The following is a 17,232-nucleotide window of genomic DNA, read 5'->3' as shown; positions in this document are numbered from 1 at the left end:
TCAACCTTGAACTAAGGCTCTCCAGTAGCACGGAACGAGGCCGTTTGCGAACGCCGGTGCCTTGGCCTCAGGCTGGGCCGGCGCCCGCCGGGCCGATGACCAGGTCGTCGCGATGGATCATCTCGGCGCGGCCGGAGACGCCGAGGATGATGGCCACGTCCGGCGACGAGCGACCCTTGATCCGCTCGGCATCATCGGCGTCGTAGGCGACGAGGCCGCGGCCGATCTCATGGGTGTCGGGGCCGCGCACCACGACGGCATCGCCGCGGGCGAACTGGCCGTCGATACGGATGACGCCGGCCGGCAGCAGGCTCTTTCCGGCGCGCAGTGCGGTCACTGCGCCGGCATCGATCGTCAGCGTGCCCTTCGGCTCCAGCGAGCCCGCGATCCAGCGTTTTCGCGCGGTGACCGGGTTCGCTGGCGTCAGGAACCAGGTGCAGCGGCCGCCATCGGCGATCGCCCGCAGCGGGTGCTCGATCTTGCCGGACGCAATCAGCATGTGGGTGCCGCCGGTGGTGGCGATCTTGGCGGCCTCGATCTTGGTGCGCATGCCGCCGCGTGAGAACTCCGAGGCGGCGCTGCCGGCCATCGCCTCGATGTCGGCAGTGATGCTCTCGACCACGGGGATCAGCCGTGCGTTCGGATCCTGCGCGGGCGGCGCGGTGTAGAGGCCGTCGATATCCGACAGCAGCACCAGCAGATCGGCGCTCGCCATGGTGGCCACGCGAGCGGCGAGGCGGTCATTGTCGCCATAGCGGATCTCGGCGGTCGCGACCGTGTCGTTCTCATTGATGACCGGCACTGCGCGCCATTCCAGGAGCTTGGCGATGGTCGAACGGGCGTTGAGATAGCGCCGGCGCTCCTCGGTGTCCTGCAGCGTCACCAGGATCTGGCCGGCACTGACGCCATGAGCACCGAGCACCTCCGACCAGGTCCGCGCCAGCGCGATCTGGCCGACCGCGGCGGCCGCCTGGCTTTCCTCCAGCTTCAGCGGTCCGCGCGGCAGTTTCAACCGGCTGCGGCCGAGCGCGATCGAGCCTGAGGACACGACCAGCAGCTCGCAGCCGCGGCTGTGCAGCCTGGCAATGTCGGCGGCCAGCGCTGTGAGCCAGGAGGCGCGCACCTCGCCGGCCTCGGAATCGACCAGCAGCGACGAGCCGACCTTGACGACGATGCGGCGGAAATTTTCGAGACGGGGTGCCATGGTGGTGGTTCGGTCTGGGGTCAGCAGCATCGGACAGACGTCGGAAGATCAAGGCATGCCGTCGCCGCGAGGCCGGTGTCCTCCCCTCCCCCTTGCGGGGAGGGGGCGGGGGTGGGGGTCCACACGGCAAGACCGCCGTTGGGGTACCCCCTCCCCAACCCTCCCCCACAAGGGGGGAGGGAGCGCACCGGAATGCGCGGGTGAGAGCTTCCAAAATCCTCGATTGAATGCCCGCCGGCCGCCTTCAAAGGGAGAGACGAGATAGCGAAACGTTGCTGCGACATATGCGCCGGCCGCAGCCTGTGACGCAAGGTTCGGCGTGAGCGTCAGCCCTGCGGTGGCAGCGGCGCGGCCCATGGCTCCTCGGTCGCCGCGCTCTCGGTCGTGCTCTTGGCCTTGAGGGACACCGGCTGTTCGCCGACCACGTCGGCGAGCTTGCGCAGCGCTTCCTTGACGCCCTCGCCGGTGGCGCCGGAGATCAACAGCGGCGTCTTCTTGGCGGCGCGCTTCAGCCGGTCCCTCTGCTTCTTCAGCTCGTCCGGGTCGACCGCATCGATCTTGTTCAGCGCGACGATCTCCACCTTGTCGGTCAGCTCGCCGCCATAGGCTTCCAGCTCGTGCCGCACCGTCTTGTAGGCCTTGCCGGCATGCTCGCAGGTGGCGTCGACCAAGTGCAGCAGCACACGGCAGCGCTCGACATGGCCGAGGAAACGGTCGCCGAGGCCGGCGCCCTCATGCGCGCCCTCGATCAGGCCGGGAATGTCGGCCAGCACGAACTCGCGGCCGTCGGCGTTCACGACGCCGAGCTGTGGATGGAGCGTGGTGAACGGATAGTCGGCGATCTTCGGCTTGGCGGCCGAGACCTTGGACAGGAAGGTCGACTTGCCGGCATTGGGCAGGCCGACCAGGCCGGCATCGGCGATCAGCTTCATGCGCAGCCAGATCCAGCGCTCCTCGCCGGGCTGGCCGGGATTGGCGTTGCGCGGCGCCCGGTTGGTCGGCGACTTGAAATGCGCGTTGCCAAAGCCGCCATTGCCGCCCTGGGCCAGCACGAAGCGCTCGCCGACCGCGGTAAAGTCGTGGATCAGCGTCTCCCGGTCCTCGTCGAAGATCTGGGTGCCGACTGGAACCTTGAGCACCACCGACTTGCCGCCGGCGCCATGACAGTCCTTGCCGGACCCGTTTCCGCCCCTCTGGGCCTTGAAATGCTGCTGGTAGCGGTAGTCGATCAGGGTGTTGAGGCCGTCGACGGCCTCGATGACGACGTCGCCGCCGCGGCCGCCATTGCCGCCGTTCGGGCCGCCGAACTCGATGAACTTCTCGCGCCGGAACGCAACGCAACCGTTGCCGCCGTCGCCGGAGCGCACATAGACCTTGGCTTCATCGAGAAATTTCATAGGGCTCTAGGTAGGCGAGGCGGGCCTCCGGGGCAACTCAAACCGCCGCGGATCGCGCGGAAAAGCTCAAGATTCCCGCCCCGGTCAGGGCCGAAGGCCGCTCGCGCAGCACCGCGACGACCTGCCGCTACGGCGGCTCGAGATCGCCGCCGCCCCTCTTTGCGATCTCCGCGATGTCGTTCGGGGACGGGACGGCGGTGGGCTGAGGCAAAGCCAAGCCGCCGCGCAATCTCGCAAATTGGCGCGCGAGTTGCGGAGCCGCAGTGCTCGTCCCGATCAGGCGCAGGACGGCGCCGCTCCGGTTACCCCCGGCACGGATTCCGGTGAGGGCGTTGTCTTCGTCACAGGGCAGCACGTAATCCGGACCGATGCGGTGGCCGCCGCGGGGCCGGCCCGCCGATGAATAAGGCGTCTTGCGGCCATCCGCCACCACGTACCCGCCTGCAACATGGACCCGGTGCTTCTTGCCGGTTGCGATCCCGTTCAGCGTCCCAAACCGATCCAACAGCGATCCGGTCCGATCGAACTCCCCGTCGATGCGCGTGCAACTGGCCCCAGCCGACCGGGTTTGCTCCCAGTTGGAATCGACAAAATGCGAGCGCTTGGCCCCCGTGCGCGCGCCCATGTTCGGATCGGTGCGCGCCACATAGGCGTGCATTTCGGCGTTTTCGGGAATGCCGTCGACCTTGATGGTCCAGTCGCCGTGCTCGTTGCTGGCCTGATCTTCTGGCCTCACCACGGTCGGGCCGACTTCGAGCAGCCACATCCTGTCTTTGCCCCAGACGATCGGGCCGATCAGCTGAGGGGTGGTGCCGCCCGGCTTCGGAAGCGTTGTTCCGATGACAGCACAGCCTGATGTCAGCTGAACTTTGCCGCTCGGCGACGTCAAGGTGACGGTGACTCCCTGGGCCTCATCGTCCTCCATCCAGATCTCTGCAAAGACCAGCACGGTATTGTCCGGCGGCAAACGCCAGATCCATTCGACGTGCTCGGGCTGCTCGCTGTCGCTGGTGAAGACGACGTGACCGTCGCTGAGATAGGCGTTGCCGGCGGAGAGCACGATGTCGAGCTTCGGCTTGTTGTTCTTGCCGTTGTATTCAGCAACCAGAGCCGACAAGGCGCTCTCGAGTTCTGCCGTGCCGTCATGCGGTCCGGTGGTCGGACCGTAGCTGAGGCTGATGATCACGTTCCTGGTCTTGACCGGGTCTGCAAACGACAGAATGTACTGGATGCCCTGGACGACATAGGTCTTCAGCCACACGCCAGTCGCATCCCGGATACATTCATCGGAGAATTGCACGAACACGACGTCAGCGTCGCACGCAGGATCAGTCGAGGGGCGACCAGGTGTCCAACTCGGCGGATCGCGGCGGTCCTTGCCTGGTTTCGACGGGCCGATACGAGAGGAAATCGGAACAGGCCCCGCCAGGACGTCCATGACATGGCCCCCATGCGAGTCCCGGCGTGCGAGGGTCGTGAACCCGGCGGCTGCGTAACAGCCATCCTCGTCGACGCCATCGGTAGCTGTCGCGTGCAGCGAGATCCAATCGTCGAGTCCGATCTGCTGCGGCTCTATGCCGGCGGCGAAATCGCGTCGGTACTCGAGACCGTAGGCAAAGTCGGTGAGCTCCATTCCGAACTTGCGCGTTCCGATCGCGACCGGCTGCTTATTCTGGTTCTGATCCCAGATGGCTCGGACCCGCGTGCTCAGTGGGCCGCTGGTTCTTAGGAAGCGCGCCGCAGAAAACGGGCAGCCATCGTCCAGCATGCCGATCAGAAGCGGTCCTGGCGCCTCCTTACCTTCCTTGAAGCGGTGGCGGATGGGCGCACTCTTTTGGAATGACTTGGGAGATGACGGTTTGACCGGCAAGGATAACGCGACCCGGTTGACATAATTGCCCCAGACGGACTCGTGCAATGCGCTATCCAGCACCGCACTCGCGCGGCAGCGCATCGTCAGGTACCGCGAGTCTGCCGCATAAGGCGCGAGTTCGATGCCGTACTTTGTCGTGGCGAACTCGGGCTGGGTTGGTTCCAGCTGGCCCGCCACTTTCGCGAAATCTGCGGCCGTTCCAGCCTCTTTCAGCTCGATCAGGAGCAGGAGCCTGTATTTGTCATCGTCGAAACGATCCCATTTTTCCTGGAGGTTTTCCTCGAAGTTCTTGAATTCCGTCGAGATCGCGTATCGGAGATAGGGATCGAAGCATCTCGGATAGTTCTTGGGCGCCCCGGGCTCGGCCATGGCTCGCTCTCCGCATGAATTATGGGTAGCTCGGAACGCCAAATCTGCCCTTCCACTCCGCTTGAGCCTCACACCAGACGTGATGCATCAGAGGGGACTGGGTGACGTTCACGCCGGCAGATTGCGAGAAGTAGAACGGACCCTGGTCGAGATCCTGGGCCGGGACGATCGTGGTGTTGAACGGATTGAAATCCGTCGTCGGGTATTGGTCGATTCCTGCCGCAAGGAAGGTCCGCTTCATGAAGGGCTGGCTCGTCTCGTTCCCATTGCAACGCCCGACAAAGTACTCGCCCAGGGCGACGCCCAGCATGCGTCCCGCCATGCTGTCAGCCGGAAAGTGGACGCCGGCGATGACGCGGTTGGTCGTGATCCGGGCACACACGCGATCGAGCTGATCGATGACCCATTTGTGCCGCGTCGGATCAAGCTTCAGCAACTGCTTCAACACGTAGGTGACCGCATAGGTCTGCGTCGCGTGCCCCATCGGGAAGCTTCCATGCCCCGGGGTCGTGATCATCGGCTGGACCTCGGCGTTGTATTCGACCGGACGGTAGCAGCCCAGCGCGTGCTTGACGCGCATCTCCACGTAGACGCAAAATTGCAGCACCATGTTGATGAGTTCGAATGTGCGCCGCGTCCGCTCGGCATGGAGGTAGACGATCGATGCCCAGAAAGCGAACTGCGGATCGATCTGCGCCAGGATTTCCGTGGCGCGCTCGTTGCGCAGTTCGGCCCAACTGAGGACCAGGGGGATCTGCTGTTCGAAAGTGGTTTGTGCCGGCCGCTGAATTTCGGCGATCAGCGATCTCTGTCCGGATACGGACGACCATATCTGGAAGGCGTCAGAGCTTGACGGTTGAGAGTTTGCCGTGATGCCCTGGAAGGTGATGCCTTGCAGCATCTCTCCGATAGCAACATAGGCGCGAACCCACGCCTCCCAGCGCTCCATTTGGGCGGGGTCATCGATGACCGGGAGCGCCGGCTCATAAAGCACGAGCGGTTTTTCGGTGACGATGCTGCCCTCGCGCACATGGATCAATGCATCGACCATCACCGGATTGGCATAGACATCGCCAAGCGTGCCGAGTACGGCACCGCCAGCGCCGCCGACGCCACCCGCGCCGCCTGCTCCGCCGGCGCCTCCAGCACCACCCGCGCCGCCTGCTCCGCCCGCTCCGCCGGCACCACCTGCGCCGCCCAGTTGGCCCATGTCCGCCTCCTATGATTGAGTCAGCTCACAATGGTAGGGTCGTCCTTTCAGTTGCAGTTCGCCGGGCGATACTCACTCAGCTGTCGACCAGTTCACACGCCCGGATCCTTTTCGTCCTCAATGCCGCTTGGAGTTGCCGTTACCGGATGGCAGGCCGGCTAACGCCAGACAGCGCGCCCATTCCCGACCGGTTTCGAGCTGAGCGTTCGGCATGCGGGCAAGATAGGTTTCGACCGTCAGCGTCGGGTCGACCTCCCGCACCTTCGCTAGTGTCGATCGGGCCTCCTCCATTCGGCCCTGCAGCACGAGCGCAATGGTCAAGGCTCGCCACGTCGAGGGGTGCATGCGGTTGAGTGCCAGCGATGAGCGCGCAAGTCTTTCAGCGGTGGCATAGTCATGAGCGGAAAGTGCAGCCGTCGCGCTGAGCGACTCGAAGTAATAGCGCATCGGATCAAGCGGCGAGAGCTCCATGGCGCGCTGGGTCTCGTGCACTGCAGCGGCACCGTCACCCTTGAATGCGTCGACCGTCCCAAGGAACAGCCAGCCGAGCGCGTGGCTGGGGTTTGCGAGGACGGCCGCCTCGCAACGCCTGCGCGCCATGTCGAGGTCCTTGAACAGATGACAGTAGACGAACCCCTCGGCTGCGAGCGCGAGCGCGTCGGACGGGTCGCGATCAAGCGCGGCATGGGTCGTCGCCAGGGCCTCGGCTGCGTCGCGGGTGCGGTCCTCGGACCAGCCTCGTGTCAGTCGCAGGATGTACCAGTGGCCGAGCCAGGCGCGCGGGGCCGCAATACGGCCGTGCCGGTTGATCAGCTCCTCGAGGATATTGCGTGTCTGGAGAAACTCTTCCCTGGTGGACCTGTGCATGAGCTTGATTGCGCCGAGCAGGAGCGAGTAGCTCTCGAGCGTCGGCAGCGGCTGGGTCAGGATATGGTCGACCTCGGCGTCGAACACGGCGAAGTGTACGGCTCGTGCGATGCGATCGGCCATCTCGCTTTCGGGCCGAAGCAAATCCTCGACGGATCCGCTGAGCCGATCCGTCCAGATCACCTGATCGTCGCGGGCGGCGGAGAGCTCAGCAGTCACCATGATCTGGCTGCCGTTGGCCACATAGGCTCCACTGAGGACGTAGGCCGCACCCAGATGCGCCGAGACCTGGCCAAGGTCGCTGGTCCGACCGCGGAACACGGCGGTCGAAAGCCGCGAGATCACCTTGAGATTCGCAGACTTCGACAGGCGCCAGATCACGCCGTCGGCGATCAGGTTGCCGACGTCCACGAGCCCAGGCGCCTCGGTTCGGGCTGCGAATGGAATCACGGCAATGCTCGGCTGCATCGCCGCTCCGTAGTCGCGCCTCCCGGCGATGGTCGGCTGCGGCCCCGGCGGACCGACGCGGTATGCTCGAACCGGCCTGTCAAAGTGCTTCAAAACGCAGTTGCCGAGATCTTCGCAGACCGCGTCGACGCCGTGCGTCAATTCGTCACGCGCGGCGGCGCTCCCGATCGTCTCGCCTGGGCTGGCGAGGCTAGCCAGAGCGGCAGCCAGCTCCTCCTGCGCCGATGCGCTTGCGATCGTCTCGCCGGGTCCGGCCAGAGTTGCCAGCCGTGCCGCAAGGTTGACGCCGGTCCCGTAGATGTCGACGCCATCGCTCCAAGCCATTGCGGCGTTGATGCCCGCACGCAAGTGAAGATGTCGATCCTCCGGGAGCCCGGCGTTCTGCGCAGCCGCCGCTCGATGCATCTCGGCAACGGCATTCACGGCATCCCTGACGGTCTCGAAACGAGCAAGCAAGCCGTCGCCAAGGCTTTTCACAAGAGTGCCCTGATGCCGGGGCAATATTTCCGACGCGATCAGGCGGATGAGTTCGGTCCAGCGCTGAACGGTAGCAGCCTCATGCGCGCTCATCAGGCGCACGGATTCGACCACATCGACCAACAGCACCACGGTCTGCTGCAGCACCAGACTTGCCGCAGCATTCCCCATCGCGGGCGGTTCCGCCCGGAGATCCAGCTCGTTCTTGCCCTCTGCATCACTGCTCATATCGGACTCGAAACGGGCGCACGCCCTGTTTCATGACGCGGCGGCCAGCCGAGATGTCGCGCGGGTGCAAGCGATGCGGTGCCGGCGCTGCCCTGCTGCCGACGAATGTGGGTATGGGGATATGCTGCGTTGGCATGACCAGATACTCGAACCGCTTCTAGAGCCGCCATCGCGCGTCAGATTCGGAGCGCCTCGTCCCAAATGCAACTGCATATGATGGGTTTTGCCGAGCGCCCGAATGGTTCAGCAAAATCGCAGGTTGAAGAACCGGATCGAAAAGAAGCTGCAGTATGAGGCCCGGGCGAGTGTGGTGCGCCGGAACCCCGGCTCGCTTAATCGTGATCTTGTGATCGGCGCCTGTGTTTGCGCATCTTCCCGCCAAGGGCTTGTCGCGCGCGCTCACGACTCCTAAACGAGCCGATGAAGAAGTGAAGGCCGGGATACCGCGACCATATCGCACCCGGGCTTCAGCCAGAACAACCAGCCCATTGCGCAATGACCCTCCTCTCCCGGATCTCCGTCCAAAACGATGTACGATCGGCGCGGCTGGCCGGCATCGGCCTGATGCTGCTGTCAATCGCGATGTTCTCGTTCGGCGATGCCCTGGGCAAGTTCCTGGTGTCGACCTACGCCGTCGGCCAGCTGCTGTGGCTGCGTGCCTGCGCGGCGCTGCTGCTGCTCGCGCCGTTCATCTGGCGCAACCGAGCCGCCTTTCTGCAGCTCGAGCGTCCCTGGCTACAGCTGGTGCGCGTGATCCTGTCGACGCTCGAGGTCGCGGCGTTCTTTCTCGCCACCGTCTATCTGCCGCTTGCCGACGTCATCACCTACTATCTCGCAGGTCCCATCTTCGTCACCGCGCTGTCTGCGCTGGTGCTGCGCGAGCATGTCGGCTGGCGACGCTGGACCGCGATCCTGATCGGCTTCTGCGGCGTGCTGATCGCGCTCAGGCCCTCGGCGCAGACCTTCAGCCTGCCGGCGCTGATCGCGCTCGGCGGCAGTCTGTCGTTCGCGGTGCTGATGCTGATCACGCGCAGCCTGCGCGCAACGCCGGACATCGTGATGGCGTCGTCGCAATTCGTCGGGACCTTCCTGCTCGGCGCGGCGATGTCCTCGTTCGGCTGGGTGACGCCGACGCCCGGCAGCCTGGTGATGTTCGCGGCCGCCGGCATCATCTCGGTGACCGCGCTGTTCTGCGTCAACCGCTCGCTGAAGCTCGCGCCGGCCTCAGTGGTCGTGCCCTATCAGTACACGATGATCGTCTGGGCCGTGCTGTTCGGCTTCGTCGTGTTCGGCGACGTGCCGCATCCCGCGACGATCGTCGGCGCCACCATCATCATCGGCGCGGGGCTGTACATCTACTTGCGGGAACGAAGCCTGGGGCAGGGACAGGGTGCGGTGAATCCGCCGGCCTGAGGTGCCACCCTCCCCCTCCAGGGGAGGGTGGCCCGGCCTAGTTCCGCCGTCCCGCGTTGGCCCAGGCCTTCAGCGACCCCCAGACACCGCGGGTGAGGCGGAAGGCGTCGACCGGGGCGGAGGAGCCGATCACCTCGAAGCGGTGCAGCTCGACGCCGGTCCATTGGAAGCCGCACTTTTCCAGGATGTTGCGCGAGGCTGGGTTGCTGACGCGGGCGTGCCCGATCAGCACGTCCTCATCGCCCTCCTCGAAGAAATAGTCGATCGTGGCGCGCGCCGCCTCGGTGCCGAAGCCGCGGCCCCAATGATCGACGCCGAGCCAGTAGCCGAGCTCGGCCCGCCCTTGCGCAGGACGGTTAATGCCAACCATGCCGATCGGCGTGTCCAGGTGTTCGATCAGGAAGGCGGTCTCGCCTGCCTGCTCCGCCAGCGCGCGCACGAAACGGGCGGCATCGACCTCTGAATACGGGTGCGGCAGGCGGCGGGTGTTCTCGGCGATAACACGGTCGTCGGCGAGCCGGGCGATGGCAGTCACGTCCGCGAGCACCGGCGCACGCAGCGTCAGCCGGGGGGTCTCGAGGACGCAAGGTCTCGCCTCGCGCAAGGTGGGAGTCGTGATGTCCTGCAGCATGTCGGGCTCCATCGACGCTTCGGGATCAACTGATCAGCGAAAAAGAAAAGGGGAGGCCGGTTGTCCCGCCTCCCCTGGAGCCATCTGGCGCTCCGCCGGTTCATCAGGACCCGGCGGACGCATGTTGTTCCACCGTTATTCTATTCGGCAGCCTGGGCGGCTACCGGCCGCACCGAAATGAACGTGCGGTTGGCCCGGTCATGGAACTCGACGACGCCCTCGATCTTGGCGAACAGGGTGTGGTCCGTGCCCATGCCGACGTTGAGGCCGGGGTGCCAGGTCGTGCCGCGCTGACGCGCAATGATGTTGCCGGGAATCACGCGCTCGCCGCCGAACGCCTTGATGCCGAGGCGCTTGCCCTTGGAGTCGCGTCCGTTGCGGGATGAACCGCCTGCCTTTTTATGAGCCATCGCTCGTCTCCGATCTCGCGATCACCTTTAGCGCGATTCCGCCAAGGGATCATTCACATTTGCTGGGCGCGGACGAAAAATCCGCGCGATGAGGGTTCAAGCCAATGCGGCGCGGCAATCGCGCCGGCACGCTTACTCGGCGGCGTCGGCCGCCGGGGCTTCCGCCTTGGCCTTCTTCGGCCGCGGGCCCTTGGTCGGCTTGGCGTTGCCGGTCAGGATTTCGCTGACGCGGATCAGCGTCAGCTCGTCCCGGTAGCCGCGCTTGCGGCGCGAATTCTTGCGGCGGCGCTTCTTGAACGCGATGACCTTGGGGCCGCGCTTGTGGTCGAGCACCTCGACGGCCACGGACGCACCGGCCACGGCGGGCACGCCCAGCACCGGGGTGTCGCCACCGACCACCAGCACTTCGTTCAGCTGCACGATCGTACCGGGCTCACCGTCGATCTTGCCAATCTCGAGCACATCATCCGGGGCGACGCGGTATTGCTTGCCGCCGGTCTTGATGACTGCGAACATCGTTCTCATCCTTCGTGTTCGATCCCGGCCTCGAAGCACCATGGCCCCGGGTCGGCTTCTTGTTCAGTCGTTATGGTTCATGAAGTCCGGCCCGATCGGGACCGGCGTCGCGCCCTTGGGCTCAACACCCGCCGGATACGCGCAACGACAAACGGCGCGAGAACACCCGCGCCGGTCGATCGGGTGCTTATAGCCGGGTCGGCTGACGAGTCAAGGGAAAGGGGCGAATAGGGAGTAGCGAGTAGGGAAGGCAGGTGGCGACCAACCTCGACCCCTATTCGCTTCTCCCTATTCGCCATTCGCTTCTCCCGCCGCAACCAAACTGTCGCCTGCGCCGTTGTCCGGGCCAACGCACAGCACGGCAGGGATCCGATGGCCGACGACGTCATGACCACCACGGGCATCGCCCGCCACGGCGCGGCGCGGCTGCCGTCGGTCGAGATCGACAGCTTCAACATCGAACTCAAGGACGAAGATGGCTTCCTCGGCGATCGCGCCTCCAAGGGCGCGTTCCGCAAGATCCTCGAGCGCTGGCGCAAGCCGTTGCGCAAATCCGACAAGGACCCGTTCGGTGACGAGGACAGCGACACCATCAGCAAGAAGGCACTGGATGCGATCCTGGTCGGCGACGACACCGAGGCCTCTGCCGTGGTGCACTCCGCGATCGAGGAGTTCGCCCAGGAGCTTGCTTATGTCACCCGGCGCTTCCTGCGCACCAAGGCCTGGGCCAAGACCGAATGCATCGTGGTCGGCGGCGGCTTTCGGGATTCCCGGCTCGGCGAGCTCGCCATCGCGCGCACCGAGATCATCCTCAAGGACGAGGGCTTCGGCGTCGAGTTGGAGCCGATCCGCTACCATCCCGACGATGCCGGGCTGATCGGCGCGCTGCATCTGGCGCCGTCGTGGATCTTCGAGGCCCATGACAGCATCCTCGCGGTCGACATCGGCGGCACCAACATCCGCTGCGGCGTCGTCGAGACCGCCCGGAAGAAGGCGCCGGACCTGTCCAAGGCGTCGGTCTGGAAGTCCGATCTGTGGCGCCATGCCGATGACGAGCCGACGCGGGAAGGCGCCGTCAAGCGGCTCGCCAAGATGCTGAAGGGCCTAATCGAGGAGGCCGATACCGAGGGGCTCAGGCTCGCGCCGTTCATCGGCATTGCCTGTCCCGGCGTGATCAGCGAGGACGGCTCGATCGAGAAGGGTGCGCAGAACCTGCCGGGCAATTGGGAGAGCAGCAAGTTCAACCTTCCGGCCAGCCTGGTCGAGGCGATCCCGATGATCGGCGATCACGACACCGCGGTGCTGATGCACAATGACGGCGTCGTCCAGGGCCTGTCCGAGGTGCCGTTCATGCAGGAGTTCGAGCGCTGGGGCGTGCTGACCATCGGCACCGGGCTGGGTAATGCCCGCTTCACCAACCGTCGCAAGGAGAACGGTCGCAAGGACAAGGATGACAAGTCGAAGGACGAGAAGGGCGACGACAAGAAGGCGGCCAAGAAGAAGGATTGAGCGTCGGCGCGGCCGCACCACTGTGTCTCTCGGCGGCCCGGAGGGAGCGATGCTGCGTTGCAGCGGGGCGCCTCCCCGGTCCAAGACGTGCGGAAAACCGCCGTGCAACCAATCAGATGGCTTGAAACCCGGTAACCTTGACTGGTTAGGTTAAGGAACGGTTCACATTGCGATGCACGCGCAGATGGCCCAGGGTCGCCGGCGTCGCTCAGGCCGGCCGGATTGACCCCCGTCTCTTCCGTCGGTTTCCCCAAGATGTAGCGACACGGGACCGCCGGTATGTGTCAGCGTACGGCGGTCCCACCCTTGCTTCAGTCCTTTGTCCTTTCCGACCTCCGCCAGCCATAGCGGCCTGCAACGACCAAAAATCCTCGGCACGATGCCAGTTCATATTTACAAACCGTCTAGTCGGTTTATAAGAAGGCATCCCAAATGGGGTGGGGTTTTGACGGCGCGCTCGCGCCCAACGGAGTATGAGCAGATGACGATCAGAGGCGCGAGATCTTGGCTGGCCGCCCTGGCGGTGACCGCGCTGGCCTGCGGCGGGGCGCAGGCGGCGGACCTGCCGGCGACCGCGTACAAGGCGCCGGCCTATGCGGCTGCGCCGGCGCCGTTCTCCTGGACCGGCTTCTATGCCGGCGCCAATGTCGGCGGTGCCTTCACCGGCAATGATGGGTTCGCCAATGCTGCGAGCGGCAATGGCGGCAAGCTGTCCGGGGTCATTGGCGGTCTGCAGGCCGGCTACAACTACCAGCTCTCGCCGCTCGTCGTGGTCGGCATCGAGAACGACCTCGGCTTCACCGGCCTGTCGCGCAAGGGCGACCTGGTCAATCCCGCCATCAGTGCGCCCTGGCTGACCTCCGGCCGCGCCCGCGCCGGCGTCACGCTGCTCGACCAGCGGCTGTTTCTGTACGGCACTGCGGGCCTCGCGGCCGGCGAGCTGAAGGACGGTCCGATCCACAAGGTGAAGATGGGATGGACCGCGGGCGGCGGTGCCGAATGGGCGTTCCTGCCGAAATGGTCGGCCAAGCTCGAATATCTCTACACCGACCTCAAGCACGACGGTCTGCCGGACTGGCGGGCAGCCAAGATCCACACGGTGCGGGCCGGCGTGAACTACCATTTCGACCTGTTCCGCTGACCGGAGCGCACCAGTGTCGACGGCGTTCGAAGGGCCCACGCGTCAGTCTCGGGCCTTCGGGACGCGCGGGTCGGGCGGTATAGCCGACCGACCCGCGCGAGCGGTTCGCTTCCCCGAGCGGACCGCAACCGGCCTGCGCGCGCCGCGCGACGGTCCGGGGAAAAATTCGGCCGGCTGCCTTGTCACCCCCTGCATCGTGCCCTAGAACGACGCCCGACCCGGGGGCTCGCCCCTGATTTGCGCCTGGAGAGGTGGCAGAGTGGTTGAATGCACCGCACTCGAAATGCGGCATAGGTGCAAGCCTATCGGGGGTTCGAATCCCTCCCTCTCCGCCAGTTCCTCCCTCGGCCACCTCCCGGCGGGGCTTGTCATGGGCCTTGAGCGGTGAGCCAGACGTTCGATCCTGCCGCCTCCGATCCTGTTGCGCTCGACAAGCTGAAATCCCGCATTCAGGCTTTGCGCGCGAAGACAATCGCCAATGGCTGCACCGAGGACGAGGCGCTGTCCGCGGCCGCCAAAGTCGCCGAGCTGCTCGATCGCCACGACCTGTCGCTGTCGGACCTCGAGCTGCGGGCGTCGGCGTGCGAGCGCAAGGTCTACGAGACCCATCGCAAGAAGCGCATTCCGCTCGACGACTGCATCGGCGCGATCGCGCATTTCTGCGATTGCCGGGTTTGGCGCGAGAAGAACCCGGCCGGCGAGGCGAGCTATGTGTTCTTCGGTCTCCCCGCGGATGTCGAGGTTGCGCATTATCTGGCGGAATTGATCGACAACGCAGTGCGCGCGGAGCTCGGCCGCTACAAGGCCTCGGCCGAGTACCGCCGGTTCCGGCACCAGGACCGGCATCTCGCCAACGCCTCCTTCGCGCTCGGCATGGTGGTGTCGATCGCCGACCGCCTGGTGGCGATGAAGGCGGCCCGGGACCAGGTCAACCAGAGCAGCGGTCGCGGCCTGGTCGTGCTCAAGACCTCGGTGGTCGATGCCGAATTCGGCAAGCTCGATCTGAAGCTGCGGTCGGCGCGCAGCACGAGCCGGATGGTGTCGACGGCGGCCTATGAAGCGGGAGGTGCCGCGGGCACCACGCTCGCGATCAGTCCGGGCGTCAGCGGAGCGCCGCAACGAAATGGACCGAAAGGGAGCTGAACTCAGTCCCTAACGGTCGTTGCCCTTATCGCTGGCATGTCCGACCCGATCGGCCGCTGATGGGGCAGGCCACCAGCGTTGGCTGCAGCAATCGTCGGTAGCGCATGCCCTCAGCTCTTCGCGCCCGGCCCCTTCAACGCATTCCAGGCCGCCTGGTTGGCCTGGTCGAACGCCTTGCGGGATTCGTTCAGGGCGGCGCTGAACACCGACCAGGATTCGCTGCCGGTCTGCTTCAGCTTCTCGAGATGGGCGCCGGCCTCCGCCGCGTCGGATTTGAGCTGCTTCAGCACGGCGTCGAGATCGGTGGTGCCGACCGTCGTCACCTTGGCCGCCGCCTCGCGAAACCTGTCGGCCGACTCCCGCCACGCCTTTGCCTGCGCAGCGGCGATGTCCTTGAAGGTCGCCTGCTGCTGCGCGGCCTGCTTGCCGGCGGCGTCGAAATAGGCCTTCATCTGCGCCTCGAATCCGGCCCAGTGCGCGTCCAGCTCGGTCTTCGCGCTGGCCATCGCGGCTTCGCCGGCTTCGGCTTGCGTCTTGAGCAGGGCCTCGAGATCGCCACGGCGCTTCTTCAGGTCCGCCATGATCTCCTGCGCCTTGGCCTTCGATGCCGCTTCGGCCTCGGTCGCCTTGATTTCGAGCGAAGCCAGCGCGGCATCCATCTCGTGGAGGCGCTCCCTGGCCCAGTTCAGGTAGACCTGCATCGTGCTCTGTGCCGGCATGGCTGCTCTCCTCTGATCCATCCTGCGGCAAGCCATATAGAAACGGCGTCGTATAGTTTTGACATGCATCAAGGCCCCGGGGTGCCGGGCATCACGTTCGCGTGCAGGGTGGCAGTGCGCCCCGCATGGCGGACCGCCATGGCCGGTGCTAGTCATATGGTTCGAATATGATCGCACGAGGCGCGTCGAGATGACCGGTGACGAATTTCGTACGCTCGCTTTGTCGCTCGCCGGAACGACCGAGGCGCCTCACTTCGATCGCACTGCGTTCAAGCTGCACCGGACATTTGCGACCTTGGCCGCTGATGGCGCATCCGCCAACGTCCTGCTCACCCCCGACGAGCAGGAGCACTATGCCGGTCTGCTGCCCGGCGTGTTTCGCCGGGTCCCGAACAAATGGGGTGATCAGGGCTGGACCACCGTGTCGCTGGCCGATGTCGACGCCGCTTGCCTGCGCCCCGTGCTCGAGAGCGCGTGGCGCGCCGCGCATCGTGCGCAGGGGTCACGCGGCCGCAACAGGCGCTGAGCCGCCCCCGCAACGAAATTCGCAGGCGGCGAAAAGGGTTCTCACACCCTCCGCCCGACCATCAGCAGGATGCCGCCGATCTGCGGCAGCAGCGCCAGCAGGATCAGGCGGAGCATGATGAAGTCCTCGGCGGAGGGCTTGACCACGCCGCGCGACACCCAGGCCACCAGCTTGATCGCGGCCTCCGTTTGCGGATCGGCGGTCTGGCTCACCGTGGACATCGCCGCGTCCAGCGCCAGCCGGCGCTCGGCGACGGCGGCCTCGCGCTCCCGACAGAACTTGCCGACGCCGCCCTTGCACTCGCGGTCGCGCGCAGTCATTGCATCCGCAAGCGCCGTCTGTGCGGCCTGCACCGCGGGCGTGACCCGGGAGGCGCGCGCCAAGGTGACGTCGCTGATGTTGGTCGAGGCGAAGCCGATGCCGGCGGTGACCGCGAACACGAAGGTCATCAGCCACACCGTCCAGCCGGTCAGGGCCGAGGCGCGATGGCGCCCCTGCCATAGCCGCGCGGCGCAGGTCGGCATCACCAGCGCGACGAGGTCGGCGGTCACGCCGACCGCGAGAAACATCCAGCCGGCCGTGCTGTTCGAGCCGAGCGAATGCGCGAACCAGCCGTTCATGGCCATGCCGACCGCGGCCAGCGCCAGCGCGGCGAGTTGCAGCAGGATCGACGAAGCGGTGAGGCGCCCGCGTGCGACCTTGGCCGGAGTGACCGGCGCGGCGGCCGGAACGACCTCGCCCTCGATCACCGCTTCCCGCGGTGTCATTGTCGTCGGCGCGGTTGCTGCGGGGATCGCCGCGGCGGCCGCGCTCGCGGCGGCCTCCGTCCGTGCCGGCTCGGCCGCCGCCCGGCTCTTCGCCGGCTCGTTCACGAACTCCAGGAAGTCCGGCATGATCAGCGTCTCGGAGGCCAGCATCTCGTCGTCGAGCGCCGCCGTCTTGGCCTTCTCCGCCTTGTCGGCTCGGGGACGCGGACGCGGCTTGACCACCTTTGCCCGCTTCGGACGCGGCTTGGCCGTCTTCGGCTGCTGCCAGGGAATGATGGATGCGACTACGGACTCATCAGCCATCGGGGCTGCTCCAATCGGTGGTGATGGGCGCGACTCTGCGTTTGCACGCAGCGCGTCTCGC

General features: G+C 65.8%; 15 protein-coding genes and 1 tRNA gene. 6 read left to right on the top strand and 10 right to left on the bottom strand.

What is annotated here, in order from left to right; translation table 11 throughout:
- Window positions 1-67: 67 nt before the first annotated feature.
- The 5 genes from proB to QW868_RS04845 form a co-directional block, all read right to left on the bottom strand.
- Window positions 68-1,204 (bottom strand): glutamate 5-kinase, encoded by a 1,137-nt coding sequence (proB, locus tag QW868_RS04865; protein ID WP_316230042.1) that lies wholly within the window; start codon window positions 1,202-1,204, stop codon window positions 68-70.
- 326 nt (window positions 1,205-1,530) lie between these two features.
- On the bottom strand, window positions 1,531-2,601 hold the full coding sequence (gene obgE, locus QW868_RS04860) for a GTPase ObgE (protein ID WP_316230041.1): 1,071 nt from the start codon (window positions 2,599-2,601) through the stop codon (window positions 1,531-1,533).
- Between the two features lie 127 nt (window positions 2,602-2,728).
- Window positions 2,729-4,843 (bottom strand): hypothetical protein, encoded by a 2,115-nt coding sequence (locus tag QW868_RS04855; RefSeq protein ID WP_315797876.1) that lies wholly within the window; start codon window positions 4,841-4,843, stop codon window positions 2,729-2,731.
- A gap of 19 nt (window positions 4,844-4,862) precedes the next feature.
- Window positions 4,863-6,053: a phosphatase PAP2 family protein gene (locus QW868_RS04850; RefSeq protein ID WP_315781602.1), complete on the bottom strand. Its 1,191-nt coding sequence runs from the start codon at window positions 6,051-6,053 to the stop codon at window positions 4,863-4,865.
- Between the two features lie 117 nt (window positions 6,054-6,170).
- Window positions 6,171-8,012 (bottom strand): adenylate/guanylate cyclase domain-containing protein, encoded by a 1,842-nt coding sequence (locus QW868_RS04845; protein WP_316230040.1) that lies wholly within the window; start codon window positions 8,010-8,012, stop codon window positions 6,171-6,173.
- Window positions 8,013-8,588: 576 nt separating this feature from the next.
- Here QW868_RS04845 and QW868_RS04840 point away from each other — a divergent pair.
- Window positions 8,589-9,506, top strand: a complete 918-nt coding sequence (locus QW868_RS04840; protein ID WP_315740834.1) for a DMT family transporter — start codon at window positions 8,589-8,591, stop codon at window positions 9,504-9,506.
- Window positions 9,507-9,543: 37 nt separating this feature from the next.
- Here QW868_RS04840 and QW868_RS04835 read toward each other — a convergent pair whose 3' ends face one another.
- The 3 genes from QW868_RS04835 to rplU all read right to left on the bottom strand — a co-directional run bounded on the left by QW868_RS04835 (window position 9,544) and on the right by rplU (window position 11,063).
- Entirely contained in the window at window positions 9,544-10,137 is a 594-nt protein-coding gene (locus QW868_RS04835) for a GNAT family N-acetyltransferase (RefSeq protein WP_316230039.1), read from the bottom strand.
- Between the two features lie 140 nt (window positions 10,138-10,277).
- Complete coding sequence (gene rpmA, locus QW868_RS04830; protein ID WP_008961804.1) at window positions 10,278-10,547, bottom strand: 50S ribosomal protein L27; 270 nt, start codon at window positions 10,545-10,547, stop codon at window positions 10,278-10,280.
- A 132-nt stretch (window positions 10,548-10,679) separates the two neighbouring features.
- Window positions 10,680-11,063 carry a 50S ribosomal protein L21 gene (rplU, locus tag QW868_RS04825; protein ID WP_315757168.1) on the bottom strand — a complete coding sequence of 128 codons (384 nt, stop codon included), beginning with the start codon at window positions 11,061-11,063 and terminating at the stop codon, window positions 10,680-10,682.
- 372 nt (window positions 11,064-11,435) lie between these two features.
- On the opposite strand from rplU, the gene QW868_RS04820 reads away from it, so the two are divergent.
- From QW868_RS04820 to QW868_RS04805, 4 genes are all read left to right on the top strand, one after another.
- On the top strand, window positions 11,436-12,572 hold the full coding sequence (locus QW868_RS04820) for an ROK family protein (protein ID WP_316230038.1): 1,137 nt from the start codon (window positions 11,436-11,438) through the stop codon (window positions 12,570-12,572).
- Window positions 12,573-13,053: 481 nt separating this feature from the next.
- Window positions 13,054-13,713, top strand: coding sequence for an outer membrane protein (locus QW868_RS04815; RefSeq protein WP_316230037.1), 660 nt, complete (start codon window positions 13,054-13,056; stop codon window positions 13,711-13,713).
- 245 nt (window positions 13,714-13,958) lie between these two features.
- Window positions 13,959-14,048: transfer RNA gene (locus QW868_RS04810), tRNA-Ser, on the top strand.
- A gap of 49 nt (window positions 14,049-14,097) precedes the next feature.
- The gene (locus QW868_RS04805) at window positions 14,098-14,856 is read left to right on the top strand and encodes a DUF2786 domain-containing protein (RefSeq protein ID WP_316230036.1); all 759 of its coding nucleotides are present in this window, start codon (window positions 14,098-14,100) and stop codon (window positions 14,854-14,856) included.
- A gap of 110 nt (window positions 14,857-14,966) precedes the next feature.
- Here the strand turns inward: QW868_RS04805 and QW868_RS04800 are convergent, their stop codons facing one another.
- Window positions 14,967-15,575: a hypothetical protein gene (locus QW868_RS04800; RefSeq protein WP_315777267.1), complete on the bottom strand. Its 609-nt coding sequence runs from the start codon at window positions 15,573-15,575 to the stop codon at window positions 14,967-14,969.
- Window positions 15,576-15,765: 190 nt separating this feature from the next.
- On the opposite strand from QW868_RS04800, the gene QW868_RS04795 reads away from it, so the two are divergent.
- Entirely contained in the window at window positions 15,766-16,101 is a 336-nt protein-coding gene (locus QW868_RS04795) for an MmcQ/YjbR family DNA-binding protein (RefSeq protein ID WP_315777266.1), read from the top strand.
- 41 nt (window positions 16,102-16,142) lie between these two features.
- Here QW868_RS04795 and QW868_RS04790 read toward each other — a convergent pair whose 3' ends face one another.
- A complete protein-coding gene (locus tag QW868_RS04790) occupies window positions 16,143-17,171 on the bottom strand; it encodes a hypothetical protein (RefSeq protein ID WP_315797873.1) in 1,029 nt (342 codons plus the stop codon).
- Between the last annotated feature and the right edge of the window lie 61 nt (window positions 17,172-17,232).

It is taken from the genome of Bradyrhizobium sp. SZCCHNR1051 (genome assembly GCF_032489615.1).
Lineage (GTDB): Bacteria > Pseudomonadota > Alphaproteobacteria > Rhizobiales > Xanthobacteraceae > Bradyrhizobium.
This window is presented reverse-complemented; position numbering and strand designations above follow the sequence as displayed.